At 37.8% G+C, this 17704-nt stretch carries 20 protein-coding genes and 1 pseudogene; 11 read left to right on the plus strand and 10 right to left on the minus strand.

The genetic code is table 11. The features are described from left to right. Positions 1–77 precede the first annotated feature (77 nt). Entirely contained in the window at positions 78–1049 is a 972-nt protein-coding gene (locus V4596_00690) for an RDD family protein (protein MES2767634.1), read from the plus strand. A gap of 74 nt (positions 1050–1123) precedes the next feature. Then, positions 1124–1531: pseudogene (gene rfaE2 / locus V4596_00695) on the plus strand (D-glycero-beta-D-manno-heptose 1-phosphate adenylyltransferase). On the opposite strand, the gene V4596_00700 reads toward rfaE2, so the two are convergent. Both V4596_00700 and V4596_00705 read right to left on the minus strand, forming a co-directional pair. After that, a complete protein-coding gene (locus tag V4596_00700) occupies positions 1528–2247 on the minus strand; it encodes a DUF6588 family protein (GenBank protein ID MES2767635.1) in 720 nt (239 codons plus the stop codon). The pseudogene rfaE2 and the gene V4596_00700 overlap by 4 nt on opposite strands. A 44-nt stretch (positions 2248–2291) precedes the next feature. Next, on the minus strand, positions 2292–3377 hold the full coding sequence (locus V4596_00705) for a hypothetical protein (GenBank protein MES2767636.1): 1086 nt from the start codon (positions 3375–3377) through the stop codon (positions 2292–2294). Positions 3378–3552: 175 nt separating this feature from the next. Between V4596_00705 and V4596_00710 the strand changes: the two genes are divergently transcribed. Continuing rightward, positions 3553–4458: a GTP-binding protein gene (locus V4596_00710; protein MES2767637.1), complete on the plus strand. Its 906-nt coding sequence runs from the start codon at positions 3553–3555 to the stop codon at positions 4456–4458. Positions 4459–4484: 26 nt separating this feature from the next. On the opposite strand, the gene V4596_00715 is transcribed toward V4596_00710, so the two are convergent. From V4596_00715 to V4596_00740, 6 genes are all read right to left on the minus strand, one after another. Then, positions 4485–5303 (minus strand): HNH endonuclease signature motif containing protein, encoded by an 819-nt coding sequence (locus V4596_00715; GenBank protein MES2767638.1) that lies wholly within the window; start codon positions 5301–5303, stop codon positions 4485–4487. 446 nt (positions 5304–5749) lie between these two features. Continuing rightward, complete coding sequence (locus V4596_00720) at positions 5750–6244, minus strand: hypothetical protein (GenBank protein MES2767639.1); 495 nt, start codon at positions 6242–6244, stop codon at positions 5750–5752. Continuing rightward, a complete protein-coding gene (locus tag V4596_00725) occupies positions 6205–6837 on the minus strand; it encodes a hypothetical protein (protein MES2767640.1) in 633 nt (210 codons plus the stop codon). The genes V4596_00720 and V4596_00725 overlap by 40 nt, the downstream gene beginning before the upstream one ends. Further along, the gene (locus V4596_00730; protein ID MES2767641.1) at positions 6830–7264 is read right to left on the minus strand and encodes a hypothetical protein; all 435 of its coding nucleotides are present in this window, start codon (positions 7262–7264) and stop codon (positions 6830–6832) included. The genes V4596_00725 and V4596_00730 overlap by 8 nt, the downstream gene beginning before the upstream one ends. Continuing rightward, positions 7264–7965, minus strand: a complete 702-nt coding sequence (locus V4596_00735; protein ID MES2767642.1) for a PilZ domain-containing protein — start codon at positions 7963–7965, stop codon at positions 7264–7266. The genes V4596_00730 and V4596_00735 overlap by 1 nt, the downstream gene beginning before the upstream one ends. 52 nt (positions 7966–8017) lie before the next feature. Further along, positions 8018–8518: an HNH endonuclease gene (locus V4596_00740; GenBank protein ID MES2767643.1), complete on the minus strand. Its 501-nt coding sequence runs from the start codon at positions 8516–8518 to the stop codon at positions 8018–8020. Between the two features lie 733 nt (positions 8519–9251). Here V4596_00740 and V4596_00745 point away from each other — a divergent pair. Beyond that, on the plus strand, positions 9252–10079 hold the full coding sequence (locus V4596_00745; GenBank protein MES2767644.1) for a flagellin: 828 nt from the start codon (positions 9252–9254) through the stop codon (positions 10077–10079). 131 nt (positions 10080–10210) lie between these two features. On the opposite strand, the gene V4596_00750 is transcribed toward V4596_00745, so the two are convergent. Together V4596_00750 and V4596_00755 are read right to left on the minus strand one after the other, a co-directional pair. Further along, positions 10211–10576: a Spx/MgsR family RNA polymerase-binding regulatory protein gene (locus V4596_00750; protein MES2767645.1), complete on the minus strand. Its 366-nt coding sequence runs from the start codon at positions 10574–10576 to the stop codon at positions 10211–10213. Continuing rightward, on the minus strand, positions 10573–10878 hold the full coding sequence (locus V4596_00755; protein MES2767646.1) for a hypothetical protein: 306 nt from the start codon (positions 10876–10878) through the stop codon (positions 10573–10575). The genes V4596_00750 and V4596_00755 overlap by 4 nt, the downstream gene beginning before the upstream one ends. A gap of 499 nt (positions 10879–11377) precedes the next feature. On the opposite strand from V4596_00755, the gene V4596_00760 reads away from it, so the two are divergent. The 7 genes from V4596_00760 to V4596_00790 all read left to right on the plus strand — a co-directional run bounded on the left by V4596_00760 (position 11378) and on the right by V4596_00790 (position 17704). Next, complete coding sequence (locus V4596_00760) at positions 11378–12211, plus strand: flagellin (GenBank protein MES2767647.1); 834 nt, start codon at positions 11378–11380, stop codon at positions 12209–12211. Positions 12212–12382: 171 nt separating this feature from the next. Then, entirely contained in the window at positions 12383–12760 is a 378-nt protein-coding gene (locus V4596_00765) for a hypothetical protein (protein MES2767648.1), read from the plus strand. A gap of 96 nt (positions 12761–12856) precedes the next feature. Further along, on the plus strand, positions 12857–14257 hold the full coding sequence (fliD, locus tag V4596_00770; GenBank protein ID MES2767649.1) for a flagellar filament capping protein FliD: 1401 nt from the start codon (positions 12857–12859) through the stop codon (positions 14255–14257). Positions 14258–14283: 26 nt separating this feature from the next. Continuing rightward, positions 14284–14670 (plus strand): flagellar export chaperone FliS, encoded by a 387-nt coding sequence (gene fliS, locus V4596_00775; protein ID MES2767650.1) that lies wholly within the window; start codon positions 14284–14286, stop codon positions 14668–14670. 34 nt (positions 14671–14704) lie between these two features. Continuing rightward, entirely contained in the window at positions 14705–15127 is a 423-nt protein-coding gene (locus V4596_00780; GenBank protein ID MES2767651.1) for a hypothetical protein, read from the plus strand. A 135-nt stretch (positions 15128–15262) separates the two neighbouring features. After that, positions 15263–16204, plus strand: a complete 942-nt coding sequence (locus tag V4596_00785; protein MES2767652.1) for a tetratricopeptide repeat protein — start codon at positions 15263–15265, stop codon at positions 16202–16204. Between the two features lie 63 nt (positions 16205–16267). Further along, positions 16268–17704 carry a hypothetical protein gene (locus tag V4596_00790; GenBank protein MES2767653.1) on the plus strand — a complete coding sequence of 479 codons (1437 nt, stop codon included), beginning with the start codon at positions 16268–16270 and terminating at the stop codon, positions 17702–17704.

Raw genomic sequence — 17704 nt, forward strand, 5'->3', positions numbered from 1 at the left:
ATACGAGTTCAGTTCGTAGTTGAAGCAACACTGAAAATCTGTTTAAAATGATCTCGTGCTTTTATGGGAGGATTTTTATGGATTCATTCGATGATTTTGAATTTAAGCCTATTACTGAAGGACTAGGTTTCCATAAGAAAACTTCTGGGAAAAACAAAAAAAACTCTGAACCACTTCCTGCTTTGGAATCAAAATTTTCATCCACTTTAGATGGTTTAAATTCAAATTCATTAAAATTTGATACCCCACTTTTTAGTGATCTCAAAGCTCAGACTCCGAAGATGGAAAGACTGGATAATCCTTCGCTCGAGAAAAAAATAGAATTGCCAGAGCTCACTCTGGCAGCAGCTCCTTCTTCGCCAAGTTTATTCTCTAAACCTCTGCCGAGAACAGAAAAAGATATCGAGAAAAAACCCCTCACTTCACCATCACCAGCAATTCCCAAATTCAATCCTAGATTTGGGAAACCACTTTCTAATCCTTCAATTAGTGATTCTAAAATTCAAGACTCCGGATTATTGTCTGTGCTCGAAGGAAAAAGTCTAAATGCTCCGACTATGACCAGTGCTTCAGAAATATCTAAGGCACAAATTAAACCAAATAAAGTGGATGCTACATTAGAAATTAAATACATCGAGACAGCGCCTTCGCCACTGTCGCTCTTCTTAGATTTAACGGTGATAGCAGGTCTTTCAATTCTCTTTATGCTGGGACTGGTGGTAGCAACAGGACTTGATCTGGTTCCGATTTTGACTAATGCAGGATCAGACACGGGCACTCAAATTGGCGTGGTACTTTTGGCTTACTCGGTTTCACAACTTTATCTCATTCTAGCTCGATCATTCTTTGGTCAAACTCTTGGTGAATGGTCGATGGACACGCAATTGGGTAAGTCTTCAGATCAAGAAAAAATTTCTTACGCGTTTAAGCTTATTGCTAGAACATTGATTTTAACTGCAACAGGTTTTATTGTTCTTCCATTGATCTCAATGATTCTAAATAAAGATCTAGCAGGAAGAGCTGCAGACTTAAAACTGTACCGAAGATAATGGGCCAATTTTTAAATCAGTCTCAACTTAAAAACAAAATAGAAGAAATACGTTTAGCAAAAAATGGTGAAGCTAAGAAAGTTGTTTTTACCAATGGCTGTTTTGATATTTTGCATGTGGGTCACGTGAAGTATCTCCAGGAAGCTAAAGCACAAGGAGACATCCTCGTGGTAGGTATCAATGCCGATGCCAGTGTAAGAAAGCTAAAAGGTGAAGAGCGTCCGATCCAAAATGAACAAGATCGCGGCGAGGTGCTGAGCGCTTTGGCTTGTGTAGACTACGTGGCAATCTTTGAAGAAGATACTCCCGAGAAATTAATCAAGCTTCTAAAGCCCGATGTGCTTGTTAAAGGCGGCGACTGGAAAGTGGATCAAATCGTCGGAAGTGATTTCGTTATGTCTTATGGTGGAAAAGTTAAATCTCTACAATTCGTAAAAGGTAAATCAACCACAAATATCGTATCGAAGATTTTAAAACTCTAGTACCTAAAGCCAAGCTTCAAAGAATAAGTCGGCTGTACGTGGTAATCCATTTGGCCTGTTAGAAATACGCTTTCGTATCTGAATCCAACGCCTGCTAAATAATGAGCCTCAGTGATTTTGTGTTCTTCGTTCACGCCAGTATCAGTGATGCCCTCTGCACCGCCACCAGAAAATTCTCCGCTGGACTGGAGTTGTCCGACTCCACCATAAAAATAAATATTTTGTGCAGTGATTCCCGCAACGAGATCATAACCAAAATTCTTAGTGATCAACTGGTTATTGATATTTGCACTGCCTGCGCTCACGTTGATTGCAAAGCTGACGGGAAGATAAGCCATTTGATAAAAGCCCCAACGAATAATTCCACCGTACTCAGATATCCCAGTGCCTTCAGAAGAAGGAATGAAGTGGACAAACAAATCCACATTTTTGTAAACACCTTTGCCAACGGAAATAATAGGATAAGAAAATAAATCTTGTTCAGCAACTGTGTCGCCAAGAGTTGATAGATCGCTCACAGGAATAGAATCAACCTGAATCCCGGCCTCAAATCCCGCAAAGCCTCCAAGAGGATATGGGTCCGTTAGAATTTTGCTACTTGTTCCTGGGCCGAGAATTTCTAAAACTTTGATTCGATCGTCTGATGATAAATTTGTAGGGATTTCAACTTTTGCAAAAAGCCTGAGCGGAAGTAGAGCTAGCAATAAGAGGATCAAGGCGCTGTTCATCCTCCTATACTGCCTCTAAAAGGGCGGTCTAATCAACCGAGAAATTGAAGTAATGTATTGCGTGCCGTATTGAAACTTGCGATCACTGATCCATCAAGGTCGGATTCAAGAGCTGTCTCAATCACATTGAGTGATACTGCTAACAATATTCTAAATCTATTCAAGTGCTCTTCTGTATAAGCGGCCTGTTCACCCGATTGTGCTTGAAGAATTGCAGTAGTAATATCCTTGATCAGATTTGCAGAAAGAATTTTCAGTTCATTGTTTGAGCTTTTCAGAGTTCCATTCAACATGCTCAAGTGAACTGTTTGTTTGTATGTTTTAAGAGTTTCTTCCGCTGCAGTTCTGACTTCACCTGAAGTGTCGTTAATGTGTTTAGCGTACGTTTCTAGGTTCTTTGCTGATGGATAAAGGGCCAAGGCTTTAAATCCCAAAATATTCAATTTGCTGTCTTCAGCCGTAATCAGCATTTCAGCTACGATGTAATAAGTTGCTTCAGTGGCAGTGCCTTTGTTCAGAGCTTCCACGATTGGAGTCAGGCTATTCTTTTGTGTCACTTGAGCGAATAATTCTTGTGGAGTTAATTGCTTTTTTTCTTCCTCTTCTTCGCTCGGAGTTCTCTCTTGTGGTTTTGGTTGAGTATAATAATTATTAGCTACGTAAGAATCGTTGTATGAATCTGAAGAGTCGTTATCAAAATGACTTCTTTTCTTGCTAGATTTTTTTGCAACTTTACTTTTCTTCTTTTTCTTTTCGGCTAATTTTTTTGCTTTTTTCTTATCAGTTGCTTTCTTGGCTGCAACGGCTTGAACATTTCCTCTTGTGTTTGGTGGACTTGTAAAAGCATGGCCTCCTGCTTGTGCAGATTGAGCTGTTTCGTTCTTTTCCCATTTTCCAGTGTAGGCGAATTTTAATTTTTCAATATTTTGCTTTGGCGCGATTTGGTTTTCAAATTTGCGTTCAGCAATTTGTTCTTTGTTTCTCTCGGCAAATAATTGTTCCTGTGGACCGCCTTCTTTTTCGGTTTTGTAGAAGTTGATTCCAACAAACGCGAGAATCAACAGCACAGCGGATACCTTTCCTAAAGATTTACCTAGATATGTATTGTTCTTTTTCATAAACTTTTCCTCTGCCCATATACAAAGCAAGAACCTAGGCACAGCTAAGCATTTGAAATTAAAAGGAAATTTGTAATTGGCAAAAGGCCTTATCGTCTAAACATTTGACAACTGGGGGGTAAATCCTAAAAAATCAATAAAGATCAATAATTTACGAATCAAAAGTGGGTTTTTAGTGGCTGACAAAATTGGGTCTCTCTTAAAGCAATTAGGAAGAGGGAAAAACAAATCGGATTTTAAGGCTTTTGCTAAGCTTTTAAGTGAGATAGATGAGCTAGGCCCGAAAGCACTAAAGTACAAAGAACTTTTAAACCCGAAACATCTTTCATTGCGAGTTGGAATCACGGGTCCACCAGGAGCAGGGAAGTCCACGCTCATATCGGAAATGATACAACACTTCGGCAACAATGATTTGAAAATTGGAGTTCTTGCCGTAGATCCGAGCAGCCCATTCTCGAATGGTGCCTTGCTCGGAGATCGTATTCGTTATCATGAGGCTCTCGCGAATAAAAATGTTTTTGTTAGGTCGATTGGTTCGAGAGGAAGTCCGGGCGGATTGAGTGCCTCCTCTTACCTGATGCTTAGAGCTTTTGATGTTTATGAATTTGATGTGGTGCTGATTGAGACTGTAGGTGTCGGTCAAACGGAATTAGAGATCATGAATGTTGCAGATATAACAACGGTAGTGTTGGTTCCAGAAAGTGGTGATGGAATTCAAATGATGAAGGCGGGTCTGATGGAAATCGCCGATATTTTTGTCGTAAATAAATCCGATCGCCCGGGAGCTGAAAGCCTTAAGGAAGAATTAAAGCAAGAGATGCATTTCCAAGATAGATCCGGCGAAGAGGGAGATTCAAAAGTTGAAATTTTCTCAACAATTGCTACTCAGAAAAAAGGCGTTGAAGAACTTTGTAATTTTCTAATGATCAATTTGCGAAATGACGAATTAAAATTAAAGAGATTCTCTCCAGAAAAGCTAAAGGCCGAAGCAAAATCATTACTACGAGCAGATTTCGAAAAAAAAATCTCTGGAAAAATCACTAAGGTAAAAGTACCTTCGGACCTCAATAAACTATTTTAAAGTAGAGTCTCAAGAATATTTTTACCTTACCCATGCTGTCGATATTTGAATTTATTATGAGCTTGGCATAATACCTGGAGGTTTTCAGGTTGATTGCTACCATTCTTACTTACAGACTTGATATGATCAACTTGTAGGAAATGATTCTGATTGCAACCGGGATACTGACATTTGTAATTGGCTTTTTGAAGTAGGTGGTTCTTGAGTGAAATCTTAATTTGTCTTGGGTTTTGAGACTTGGATGGGCTGTTATTTGTTTTACTGTATTTCGTGAGTTCTTGATCTACTAATAAATTGATAAGAGTTTTTACATCTGTAGTTTGATGAGATTTTAGAGCCTTTAATTTTTCTAATTTTTTATATTCTTCCTCTGAAAGATCCAAAGTTAAACGAATGGTACTTCCATTGACATACCTCTTCGCAGGCCCTGGACTTTTTAATTCTAGAGGCATTTCGCGAGCCAAAATCTTATCAACTTCAAAAGATGGTTTATTCTCTAATTCTAGTAGCAACTCTCTTTTTTCAGAGATTGTTTTTGTATTTAGGACTTTATTAGCACGAGCAAGTGTTGTTAAGGATAAAGAACCCTCATCTAGCTTTTGTTTTATTTCAGGAATAGCTTCACAGATTTTAAGTGCTGCTTTTCTCTGGTAAGCTAAAGACTCTGAATATCCTAATCCTTTCACAAGATACTCAAATAAATTTGAATAACCCCATTCTAGATAAGATCTATTATTTTCGATAGCTTGTAAAAGATCTAAGACTTTAGATGTAATTCTTCTTTCAAGCTTTACCAGTTTCAAAAGCCTTTCGTGAAGAACCAAGGCATTGTTTTGTGTTTCCATAACTCACTCCCTTTTAAAAAGTATCAAAGTTGCAAACTGCAAGAACAACTTACCATAGGTATTAAAGATGGATTTTCAGATAGCGTCTAAATAGAAAATAAAACGCAATTGTACGCGCTTAATTACTCTCAGAAAGAAAGAAGAGATTAAAATTGAAAAAATAATATTCTTAGAATTTGCAAACAAACTTACGCCTGTTTAAACACAGGAAATGATCGTCAAATAAATTCGATAATAAATTAAAAAATATTTTTGAATAACGCAATTGCGACACATAAAGGTGCAGGGCACCTTTTGGGTGTTGACGCAATGACAGTACGAAAAACTAAGGGGTACCTTTTAATAAAAATATTTAATTTCATTTAGCAGCTGCAAAACACAAGAGGCTGTCGTCTTTACGTGTTTCAAAAAAAAGTGAAAAATCAATTGGATCTAGATAAAATATTTTAGTGACCGCAGCCTATTTTAAACAGTGATTCTTGTTTTTTTTCATTACAGTCTACGCAAACTGAACCTTCAGCTTCTGCAATTTTTAAGGCTTCTTCTACGTTGATTTCAAGCACCGAATATTTTTTCGTTAAATTATCTAGTTTCAAAGCGTAAAGTAAACCATTTTCTCCAAAATGAGGGTAGTAGATATTGTCTGAGCCAAAAGACAGCTTGTGAATTTTTTTTGATTTTAAGTCCATAACAAAAATTTGTTGATTAAGGTTTGTGCTAATTAATTTTCCTTTATCATCAAATGATTTTAATTGTTCAGCGGCAACTCCAGATACTTCATTTATTTTTCCAGCAGAATCGGAACTGGCATGAAAGGCTGCATATTTATTTTGATAATCAAAATCCATTTTTCCAACCATAAAGTTCAATTTAAACTTTGCCTTGCAAGTGCCATCATCTGCTAGATCATACAATACGGTTTTTTTGTGTCTAAATTCCATGCAGAAATAATTTTTCCATCTTTTGAAAGCATTGGTAATTTATTATCTAAATCTTTGCAGTGTTTAATAACTTTACCTAGAGGCTTTATTTGACCATTTTTTAATAAATAGTCTCTCATAAATCCGTAATAAGTAATTATTCTAATTTTACTTTCTTCTTTTTTTCTATTTAAAAAACCTACGGATTGATAGTAACCATACAGTTCTTTATCTTCAAAAATTGGTTTTGAGATATTCATATTTTGATATGTTTTTTGATTGTAAAAACACATGCTCAGATAAGGAGCTTTGTCGGGTGAGGACTTACCGTTGCAATGAGGAATAGTTAATAAATCATGACCTGATACGGGATAGGGTTCAAAGGTTTCACCTTTAGTAAGGCATTTTCCCGTATCTAAAGATATTGTGCAGTCTCCACTTAAAAATATTTTCCTGCTATTAGTATCTACTCGAATAAAGTAAGTCGGCGTTACTTCTAAAGGAATTTCTCTCTTTAGTCCCGATATGCCAGGTGGGCATGGAACGTATGAGAAAGATTTTTTCGTCGTAATCGAACTTAAGATAAAGCAAAAAATTATTAATTTTTTATTCACGGAAATACCTGTTTAATCTTTCAGTGAATTTTTCCGGAGCGTCATATCCTGGATTAAATCCCCCTTCTAATTTGCCATTTTTATAAAAAATATAAGAGGGATAATGTTGAGTAGAGTCTCGGCTGATAATATCTTTTGAGTCGAGTTTAGCATATTTACTTAGATCGATATTTAGCATATTTTTATTTGTAGTCGCCATAGGATCTACCAACACTAAAAAAGGTAACTTTTGCGTAGCCGCTATTTTTTCATATTCTTCAAGACCTTTTAATGAGAGATACATATGAGGAGAAACGATATAGATTATACCCTTTGGATTTTTCGATAGGTAAGCATTCAAATCTGCATCAGTAAAATTATTTTGTTTTGCTGTTAAAAAGCTAGGAAATAGCCATAAAATACATAATGCCATTTTTAGTAAGTTCATTATCTCGAGCCTATTTTGAATTTAGAGAACATATCTCTATGAATTTCCATTACGGTGTTCACGATGTCTTGTTGTTCGCTGGGTGAGAGTTGAGAGAATTCAACGCCGATTTTTTTAAGGCCGCTGCCTTGGGATCCGACGGCGATCACATGTCTTGTCATAGCTGTGAATTTCTTTTTGAATTTTCCGCCGATTTCGATTTCGCCTTCGAGTTGTTGGCCACCAGACAATTGGAACTGGCTGTTGGGTGGAATTTCAAAAGAAAATCCTCCGCCACTTAAATCAAAGAGAGGAAATTTTTGTTTCACCGCTTTATCATCCACTTGAGATAAACTCACTTTTGCAGAGTATTCTCCAGGAATCTGCACGCGAAAAGAATTTCTTCTTTGAAGTTTGAAAAGAGCGGGTTCCAAACTCATTTTGTAGTGGCCACTAAAGTCATGATGTACAAATATGGTCTTCATAAAATATTTTTCTGGACCCACTTGGAATGTAACGATGACTTCTTGATTCAGTGGAACTTGCCCTTGGGTCACCACGATCATGTGTGAATCAATGATTTCTTTTGCAACGATTGCAATAATTTTTTTTCCAGGTAATTGGCCTTCAAATTTAACTTTTGATTGCGTGAGAAGAATGAAAGCGCGCTCGCGTTCTTTTCTTGTTCCCACTTTTTGGAAAAATGACTGACTCTGTTCCATCACTCATATTTTCGGTATATTAAGAGAATATTTGTAGGTCCAGTCTAGCTATTTAGGATTCATAATTTAAATATAAGAACCAATCCTCGGGTGCATTTTTTTGATTCACTTCAAACTTAATGGCGGGCAGCCACCTCGGTTCGTCGGGGACTTTGAGGAGAGGCATACTGGCTTGCGATGGCGTACGATTGCCTTTTTTCTGATTACATTCTCTACAGGCTGTCACAATGTTGGTCCAAATTTTCAATCCACCTTGAGCAACAGGGTGAACATGATCCAAAGTGAGATCACGGGTAGGGAATTTATCAGTGCAATACTGACAAACATAATCATCTCTAATGTATATATTTTCTCGGCAGAATCTAATTTTAGTAGATTCAGTGGATCTAACATATTTTTTTAGGCGTATGACGCTTGGGAGAGGAAATTTATCTCTTATGCTTCTTGCAAACGATTGGTGGTGAGCAAGAACTTCAACTTTATCCTGAAACCACAATATAAGAGCTTTTTGCCAGTTGACGAGTTTTAACGGTTCGTAGCTTGAATTCAGCATCAAGGCTTTGACATTTATCTCGTTGAAGGCGACACCCCGCTTGTTATTGCCAAGTTGTTGTGACTACACATCCTTATATAATCATAAGTAGTTATCAGTGCATTGTCGATCCAAAACTTTTTGGGGTCTAAGCCCAGCTCAACGGATTGGTTCTGGATGATTTCCTTATATATAGTGATAGATGGGGAGAGCACTCCCTGTATTACATCGAAATTTAGCTTATCATTTTGAGACATAATTTCCGCCATCCTCAATATAAATCCCGCAACATAATATTTTTCGGTATCTTTACTTGAAAAATTTAATCTTTTGAAAATTGTTTAAAATATTTTCGATTCTCATAAAGAGCGAATCAAACTGAGAAACCGTATTTTAGCGAAACAAAACTAGACCTTTTTCGATTCAGAGTGAGTCGTTTTAGAAATTTTCTTTTGGTTATTTTCAATTCAAAATGAGAATCGAAAACTAGACTCGACCTTGGTCCTAAAGTTTTCAGGACCAAGGTCGATAAGTTTGTTGTAAGTAAGTTGGAGCAAGTAATTGCATCTACAGTAAGCGTAAAGGCGGACCAATCACCCGCCTAACGCTGAAGCCAGAGATGCCTCCAATACAAAAAGTTAGTGAACTAAATAACAACGCCATTCGCTCGGAATGTCGGTTGATGTGAGTATGACAGCAGTAGATGTCAGCCCTTTAACTGAGCCTATGGCAAACAGTACGTTGGAGGTATCTTATGGGCTTAAGAATTAATACAAACTTAGCCTCGATCAATGCTCAAAGACAATTAGGCAAACAACAAGTTCGTGGTCAACACGCTCTTGCAGCCTTATCGTCAGGTTCTAGAATTGTAAACGCATCAGACGATGCAGCAGGTTTAGCTATCTCAGAAAACCTGAAATCGCAAACCCGTGGATTAGCTGTTGCTCGTAACAACGCTTTCAACGCTGGATCAATGATTCAGGTGTCTGAAGGTGGATTGAACGAAATCAGTAACATCTTAACTCGTTTAAGAGAATTAGGTGTGCAATCTGCTTCGGATAACGTATCAGATACAGAGCGCGGATTCTTGGATCTTGAAGCTCAACAATTAATTTCTGAAGGTGATAGAATCGCGAAGACTACGCGCTTCGGTAACAAACAATTATTAGATGGAACAGAATCAGATATGGAATTCCATGTGGGTCCATTCGCTGGTGAAGAGAACATCATTAAGTATAACCTTTCAGCTGATGCTACTGGTAGCGGATTAGGTTACGATGGTATCTCGGTATCAGATAAAGGTTCTGCTCGGGATACTCTTGCAACTGTAGATGAAGCAATTGTGAAATTGAGCTCGATGAGAGCGGACTTCGGTGCGGTTCAAAGTAGATTGAATACAACAACTTCTAACTTAGATATTCAATACGAAAACTTAAGTGCTGCGAATTCTCGTCTCAGAGATGCAGACGTTGCCTTCGAATCAGCAGAACTTGCATCTTCGCAAGTGTTGCAGCAGGCATCAATCGGAGTGTTAGCTCAGGCCAACCAACAAGGTGCTCAAGCTTTAAGACTCTTAGCTTAATCATAATTTAGCTTGTCATAATTTATAATGAAATTAGTTTTTACAAGTGTGTTGAAGTCTGATCCGAAAGGGTCAGACTTGTCTTAAGCCCGCCATGGGAGGTCTCACCGGCTTCCCATGGCCTTTTTCTTTTAAATTAATTTTTTCCAAATATCTTCTCTGAATCCCACAGTTCCAGATCTTTTTGTAAGTAAAAATGGGCGCTTGATAAGCTTTCCGTTTTTAGAGAGCAACTTGATAGCTTCGTCTTCTGTCATTCCGGCCTTGATCTTTTCTGATATTTTTAGTTCTCTGTATTGTAAGCCGGATGTGTTGAATAGATTTTTAAATGTACCACCAGCTTCTTCTAAATATCTCAACATCTTTTTCAATTCAGTGATTGTAGGCGGTTGATCTACGATTGGGATCTTCTCGTAGCTTACGTTTTTCTTATCCAAATACTTAAGTGCTTTTACGCAAGTACTGCATGCCTTATATTCATATATCTTCATCTTTATCTCCCGCAATGTTTATATTCTTCATAGATTTCGTAATCGTAATCTGTGCAATACACACGTGCGACACATTTGTGATTTTGCTTTCGTACATCTGGGGCATACGTGATGTCGTAGTAGAAGTGTGTTGCGTATTTGCCATTACCCGTGATCACATGTCGAAACTTATAAACTTTTTGGTTACCTTTGTTGTATTTCTTTCTGATGAGCTCTACACACTCTTCTTTTGCTTTAAGTGTGGTGCCGCCGTAAAACGCATAGGCAGACGACGTTAATAAATTAATTGCTAATATAAGATGTAACATTTTACTCCCAAAACTATCCCTCAAACTCAGGTCTCCTTATATAAGATATTGGTTATATGAACAATTTGAAGGTGACTATATTGTATGAATGTAAAAATTCTGGGGCAAAAGTTACATCTATTAAAGTCCTAGTAATGAAAGTCTGTGCAGACCTTCCTCTATCCCGACCAAATTCCATCAAAAACCCACGACTTTAGCTTGAATTTCCAAACCAAAGTCTAGTTTCAGACAGACTATGGTCTAGTTTTACTGGATCAAGCTTTAGCCCAGCAAGACCTCGCCGAAAGGTTACTTGTGAGTCAAGCATGTAAGAATTGTTTGGCTGGTCAAAGCAGAGTGATTGCTGCTTGGATCATCAGAAGGCCCTCCAGTATCTCTCCTTCTTGGCTCCAACTTACTTAACAAAAGGCAATGGAATTTGCCGTTACGACCGGGCGGACATGGGTTAGAGCCGCTCGGTCGTAAGAGAAAGATTCTCGTAAAACAATGGAGGTCCATAATGGGCTTAAGAATTAGTACAAATCTACCATCGATCAACGCGCAAAAATCACTTGGAGATACTCAAAAAGTAATCTCAAAGAGTTATGCTCAATTAGCAAGTGGTTCTAGAATTAACCAAGCAGCAGACGACGCTGCAGGATTATCAATTTCTGAAGGGATGAAATCTCAAATCAGAAGTTTCCGTCAAGCAACAAGAAACGCTAACGACGGTATCTCGTTACTCCAAGTAGCAGAAGGTGGTCTAAACGAAACTTCTAACATCATCACAAGATTGAGAGAACTTGGTATCCAAGCTTCTTCTGATACTGTAGGTGACGTAGAAAGAGGAATGATCAACAAAGAAGTTCAACAATTAACACAAGAAGTAGAGAGAATTTCACAATCTACTAAATTCGGTGCTACACATTTATTGAACGGCGAAGCTCCATCTTTCGAATTCCAAGTGGGTTCAGGAAATGATGATTTTGCGGATAGATTGACTTTTGATCCAGCTAATTTAAATTCGACAGCTTCTAACCTTGGTATAGCAAGTGTTGATTATTCAACTCGTGATGGCGCTAGAGAAGCAATGTCAGTTCTTGATGAAGCAACTACTAAAGTGAGCGGATTCAGAGCGGAAATCGGTGCGGTTCAAAACAGAATGTACTCAACTGTGAACAACCTTGCAACTGCTGAAGAGAACTTAAGTGCTGCGAACTCACGTATCAGAGATACAGACATCGCTAGTACAACGGCTTCACTTGCAACGAGCAACATCTTATTGAATGCTTCGACTTCGGTTCTTCAACAAGCGAACTCGAATCCAGCAATGGCATTAAAGTTATTATCGTAATCAGCTTGAAAAAAGTGTTTGGTGGAGGGTGGACTCCATTACTCTCCGATACCTAACCCATCCGGGGGATGAAAATCTCCCGGGGGTATTTAAGAAAAAAGACAAGACGTCAGTCTGGTTTTTTGCTTATTTAGTAAACAGTTTTTGAGAAATTTCCGATCAGCTTTGTGAATGAATATCAAAAATGTTTTGAACTCACTTGTTAATATCTCCGGCGTAGATAAAGCGAAGCTTGATCACAAGACTAAGCTTGATGCGAGCGGTGAGCGTGATACAGACCTTGGACGTGGTGAGGAAGAAGCATCAAAACATAAAATGACAGATACCGAAGCTCAGGAAGTATTGTCTCACTTAAAAGAGCTCGATGGCATCAAGGACAACAATCTTGAAGTCCGTTTAGAAAAAAAAGAAGATACTTACGTTGTGTACATCGAAGATAATCAGGGAAAAGTGGTTCGTAGAATCGCCGAAGCAGAAATGTGGTTTATCTACCAGAAGCAAAAGTCTAGCGATGGTAAAAAAGGCCAGCTCATCAATAAGGCTATGTAAGCCGCTCTCATACCAGCATAAAGTCCCATGACATTTTATTGACTCACTGATTCTTTATTTACCTGAGAAAATAATAGAAGAACAGGAGTGTACTTTGTGGCCATAGCAATGGGCGGTATCAATACAGGATTACCAGCTAATCTAGTCGATCAATTGGTCGAATTGGAGAAGGAGCCTATTAAGCGTGTCGAAGAGAAAAAAGCAAAAGTACAAAACAAACTCGATCTCGTAAATCAATTCGATGAAAAATTAAAAGGCATTCTTGGAACTCTCGGAGAACTTGCAGGAACAAAAGGTTTTACGGATATCGTTGTGAACTCTGGAGATCCCACTGTCATTTCTGGAACAGCAGATCCAAGCGCATCTGTGAATGGAAGTTGGAATATCGAAGTTATGCAGCTTGCAAATAAAGCTTCTGCACTTTCAAATGGATTTCCGGACAAAGATAAATCTCAACTCGGTGTTGGATATTTTAAATTCCAAACTCCGAATGGTGAGAGAGAAGTTTACATCGATGGTAACAACAACACTTTGGAAAAAGCGGCGGCAACTATCAACCAAGCGGGACTGGGTGTTCAAGCCACTGTGATAAAAGACAGCAAAGAAGAAGATGCTCCATTTAGATTGATGATCAGTGGTGTATCAGTAGGCGAAGGCAATAAAGTCGAATACCCAACTCTCTATTTTCTAGATGGTGACCAGGATTTTTATTTTGATGAAGAAAGACCTGCAGTAAATGGAAAAATCAAAGTTGATGGATTTGAAATCGAAGTCGATCAAAATAAACTTTCAGATATTATTCCTGGAGTAACGCTAGATCTAAAACAGGCATCACCTGGCAAAACCGTGAACGTCGGTGTTGCAGAAAACAAAGAAGTTGTCTCTGGAAAGATTAAAGACTTCGTAGAAAAAACTAATGCAGCGTTAGCCTTTATTCAAGGACAATCAAGAGTCGATCAAAACACAGACACCTCCAAAACTCTGGGCGGCGATTCAATGCTCAGATCTGTGGAAAATGATTTACGACGTATGATTCAGAATGCTCAGATGGGTGTGGGCGGAGAAATCAAAACGCTGAATCAGATTGGTATCGTATTCAATAGAAACGGTACTTTGGATTTTGACCAGGCAAAGTTCAATAAAGTATTAGCTGAAAAATCTAGCGATGTGAAAATGTTTTTCGTAGGTGACAACTTCAATACAGGATTTGTTCCCACAGTTAGAAACACAATCAACAGGATTACAAGCGGTGCATTCGGACCTGTAGGTAACAAAAGAAAAACTTTAACCAATCAGATCCAACAAGCGGATCAAAGAATTGAAAGTTTATCAAGAAATATAGAAATGAAAGAAAAAAATTTAAGAAGAAAGTTCGCAAATTTAGAAGAGACAATGGCAAAAGTAAGAGGGCAAGGAAATATGATCGCTGAGAGACTTGGCGGTGCAGGACCTGCGCAATTGAACTTTGGTGGAATAAGTAAAACAAGTAATTTATAGAAAAATTGAAAACTAGAGGCTGATGAATGTCGAATGCTGCATACAAAAAATATAAAACTACTTCAATCCAAAGCGCAAGCCGCGAGAAAATTCTACTCATGCTTTACGAAGGAGCGATCAAGTTCACCAAACTTGCAATCCAAGGTGTTGAGCAAAACAATGTAAAAGACAAATGTGAAAATATTGGAAGAGCCTATGACATTGTTCTGGAGCTGAACAATACGCTAGATCACAAAGTAGGAGGTGAGGTTGCAACTCGTTTGGAGCAACTTTATCAATATATGATTGAACAATACATTAAAGCAAATGCATCCAGCGATACGGAGCCATTAAAGATAAACCAAAAATTGCTAGAAACCCTTCATGAAGGATGGGTCCAGGCAATACAGAAGTTAAAAAATGAAACCAAATAATTTATTTATTCACAACTATTTATGGGGGGGAGCAATGACAGATGAAATTATTCATCTGCTATCGGAACGCAACAGGTATTTGTCTCAATTTTCAGTAATTAACAAAGTGCAAATCGGTAGACTTAAAGTCGGTAACTTTGAACAGTTGAGCGAATTTTATATGACCAGAGAACACATTCTAGCAGTCGTTGAAAAGATAGAATTACTCCTCAGTCAAAAACTGGAACAATCTGAAGCGGATATTTCTGATGACAATAGGTCAGCGGTAGAAAATTTACTGCAAGCCAAGGATACAATCATCAAAGAAATCTTAGATCAAGATTTAGAAATCCTTTCAACTATTGAGCAAGAGAAGACCAGCATCATCTCTGAACTCAAAACTTTGAAGAAGGGTAGAAAAACAATCACTGCCTATAAGTCTGGGATTACGAATTCAAAACTAGACGAAGAAGCGTAAAATTATTCATTGAACGCGTCAAAAATGTGACGCGTTCAAAATTCAAACGTTCAAATCATCTCGACGACCTATTAGTTTCTTTTAAAGCATGGCATTCATATTGCTTCTATATTTGGTGTACACGAAAGGATTCGTATGACGCCAGAAATGATTATCCAAAGACCAGAAGAAGTATCAGGTAACTTAACAAGCCACTTTGATATTCACTTTTTATTTAAAAATGCACTTATATTAGTTGATCACGGAGATTATGAATTAGCCCTTAATCTATTTGATACGATTTTAGCTGATGATGAGTTCCACGCGGAATCCCTGAAGTGGAAAGGATATTGCCATGCTCAACGCGGGCAATTGGAAAAATCCATCGAGGCATACTTTAAATTGGCGGAATCAACTCCGACAGATACAAATTACTTCAATCTTGCGGATGCATTCTATACAGCTGGCCAAATTGAACTTTCAAAAGAATTTTTCTTAAAATCATTAGAGATCATCAACTACGAAAGTCCGCATCTGTTCCAAATTTATAAGAAGTTGGGAAACATTGCGACTAAATCAGCGGATTATGATTCAGCTCAAGAATATTATGACAAAGCCTATACGATCACTCCGCATTCCGATGATCTTTTTGTAAATTACGGGACTCTGGAAATGCAAAAAGAAAATCACGAAGGTGCTTTAGACAGATTTAAGCACGCGATCTCTTTAAATAAAAATAACGATAAGGCATGGATTGGTTTAGCTCTTATTTATAGAGCGCGCGGTGATGCAGAACTTTCTTGGGGAGAGTTACTTCATGCCTTAGATATCAATCCAAAAAATACAGTGGGCGTAAAGCTTGCAATTGATTGGGGCATGGCTGAAATGGAATATGAAAAGGCCATTGCAGTGCTAGAAAGATTCCTCAATGTGGGAGAGCCAAATGCGGACTGGATCTACACTTATGCAGGTCTTCTGTACCAGTCGGGTGATTGGAAAGAAAGTAAAAAGATTTTAGGGCTTTTATTGGCTGAAAAACCAAAATACCAAGCAGCAATCGAGTTACTCAAAAAAATTGATCATAAAGTTAACATTTAAACGCATGCAGTGCTCGGCTAGAAGTGAGCACTATGGCGACGACAATTATAGCGGGAGCGGCTTGTGAGAATTCTAATTCGCGGAAATACTGAACTTGATAAATTTATAATGAGTCTTCCTTTTGTAAAGGGCTTAACTGGGGTTTATCCTCATGCAGAAATTTTTATGATTTCTAAGCCTCACTTTTCAAAAATGAAAGAGTTTGCTCCATATATTCATCAGTTTGTAGAAGATCAATCTACTATCAATGATATTTACTTTGATATGGTCATCGACTTAGAAAATCTGGCTAACAACAAGAGCACGGACAAATTAAATTTTGATCAGATTTATTCCCATGAGTGTTTCCATTACACAGATAAGCTTTTGGCCTGTTTACCTAAAAAATACCAGCGCAGACATTTAAATCTGTCGGAAACAGTTCAGGGTTTCGAGGAGATGAAAAGTTTTGCTATGAAATCTTCGAACAAAGACTTTGATGTAGTAATGTATCCTTTCTCCCATGATTCTCAGAAATCTTGGAAGCTTGAAGATTTTCATATGTTCATTATGTATTTCTTTAAGATGAATCCTGGGAAGAAAATTTTATTATTGGCTCTAGAGTCTCAGAAAGCAGAGATAGAAGCATTCTTAAAAGACAAGCCATATCCAGAAGATCTCGTGAAGTTAAAAATATGTTCTCTAGACGGAGCTCTCAGTATTCTCAAAAAGTCTTCGTTTGTAATTACGGCAAATTCTCCGATGAAGTTCTTGGCGGTAAATCCCGAGACAACGCTGGTAGAAATTAATTTTAACGAAGTTGATTTCGAAAAGAAATGTGCCTACCGTGCAAATTCTTACGTTTTGAATTTTAAAAAGAAAGTTAGAAATAAGTTCATATACACTACGAATGAATTGGTGTTTGACAATAACGCGCACTACTTCGCCTACGTGGTGACTTCGATTCTTGATGAAGATGAAGAAAAGCTAAGATGGTTTGCAGAAAAGTACACGGATCTTGCAGATATTTACAAAACAGATATTTCTTCTGAGATTGGCTTTAAGCTCACACCAATATACTGGGGACAAAAGAACATTGCCAAAACATTGGTCAATATTTCTCACAAGCTTGAAACTCTTCAGGTGAATAACCCGAAACATTCAGAAGAGTTTTACTACAATATTCATGATGAAAGTGAGTTGACTCAAGATCAGATCATTTATGATCTAGGAACGGTTCAGAAAGAAATCGAAAAGCTCATTAAGACCTTTAGAACGGAAACTCATTTTGCCATCGCAATTAAGATTGAAAACAATAGTGGTGAAAAGCTTGATGACTACATTTTAAAAGAGATTCTTGATCAAAGTCTTGCAGGCGCAACTGACGAGAAGCCATCTAAGATGAATGAGCTTATAGTCGAAAAACTCCTCGTAAACCTCTTTTTTATTCGCCAGGTCATGAATATTTCAGGTCAGAAACTTTTAGAGAGTTTACCAATGACAGCCACCTATTATTCATAA

Source organism: Bdellovibrionota bacterium, assembly GCA_040386775.1.
Classification (GTDB): Bacteria; Bdellovibrionota; Bdellovibrionia; order Bdellovibrionales; family JAEYZS01; genus JAEYZS01.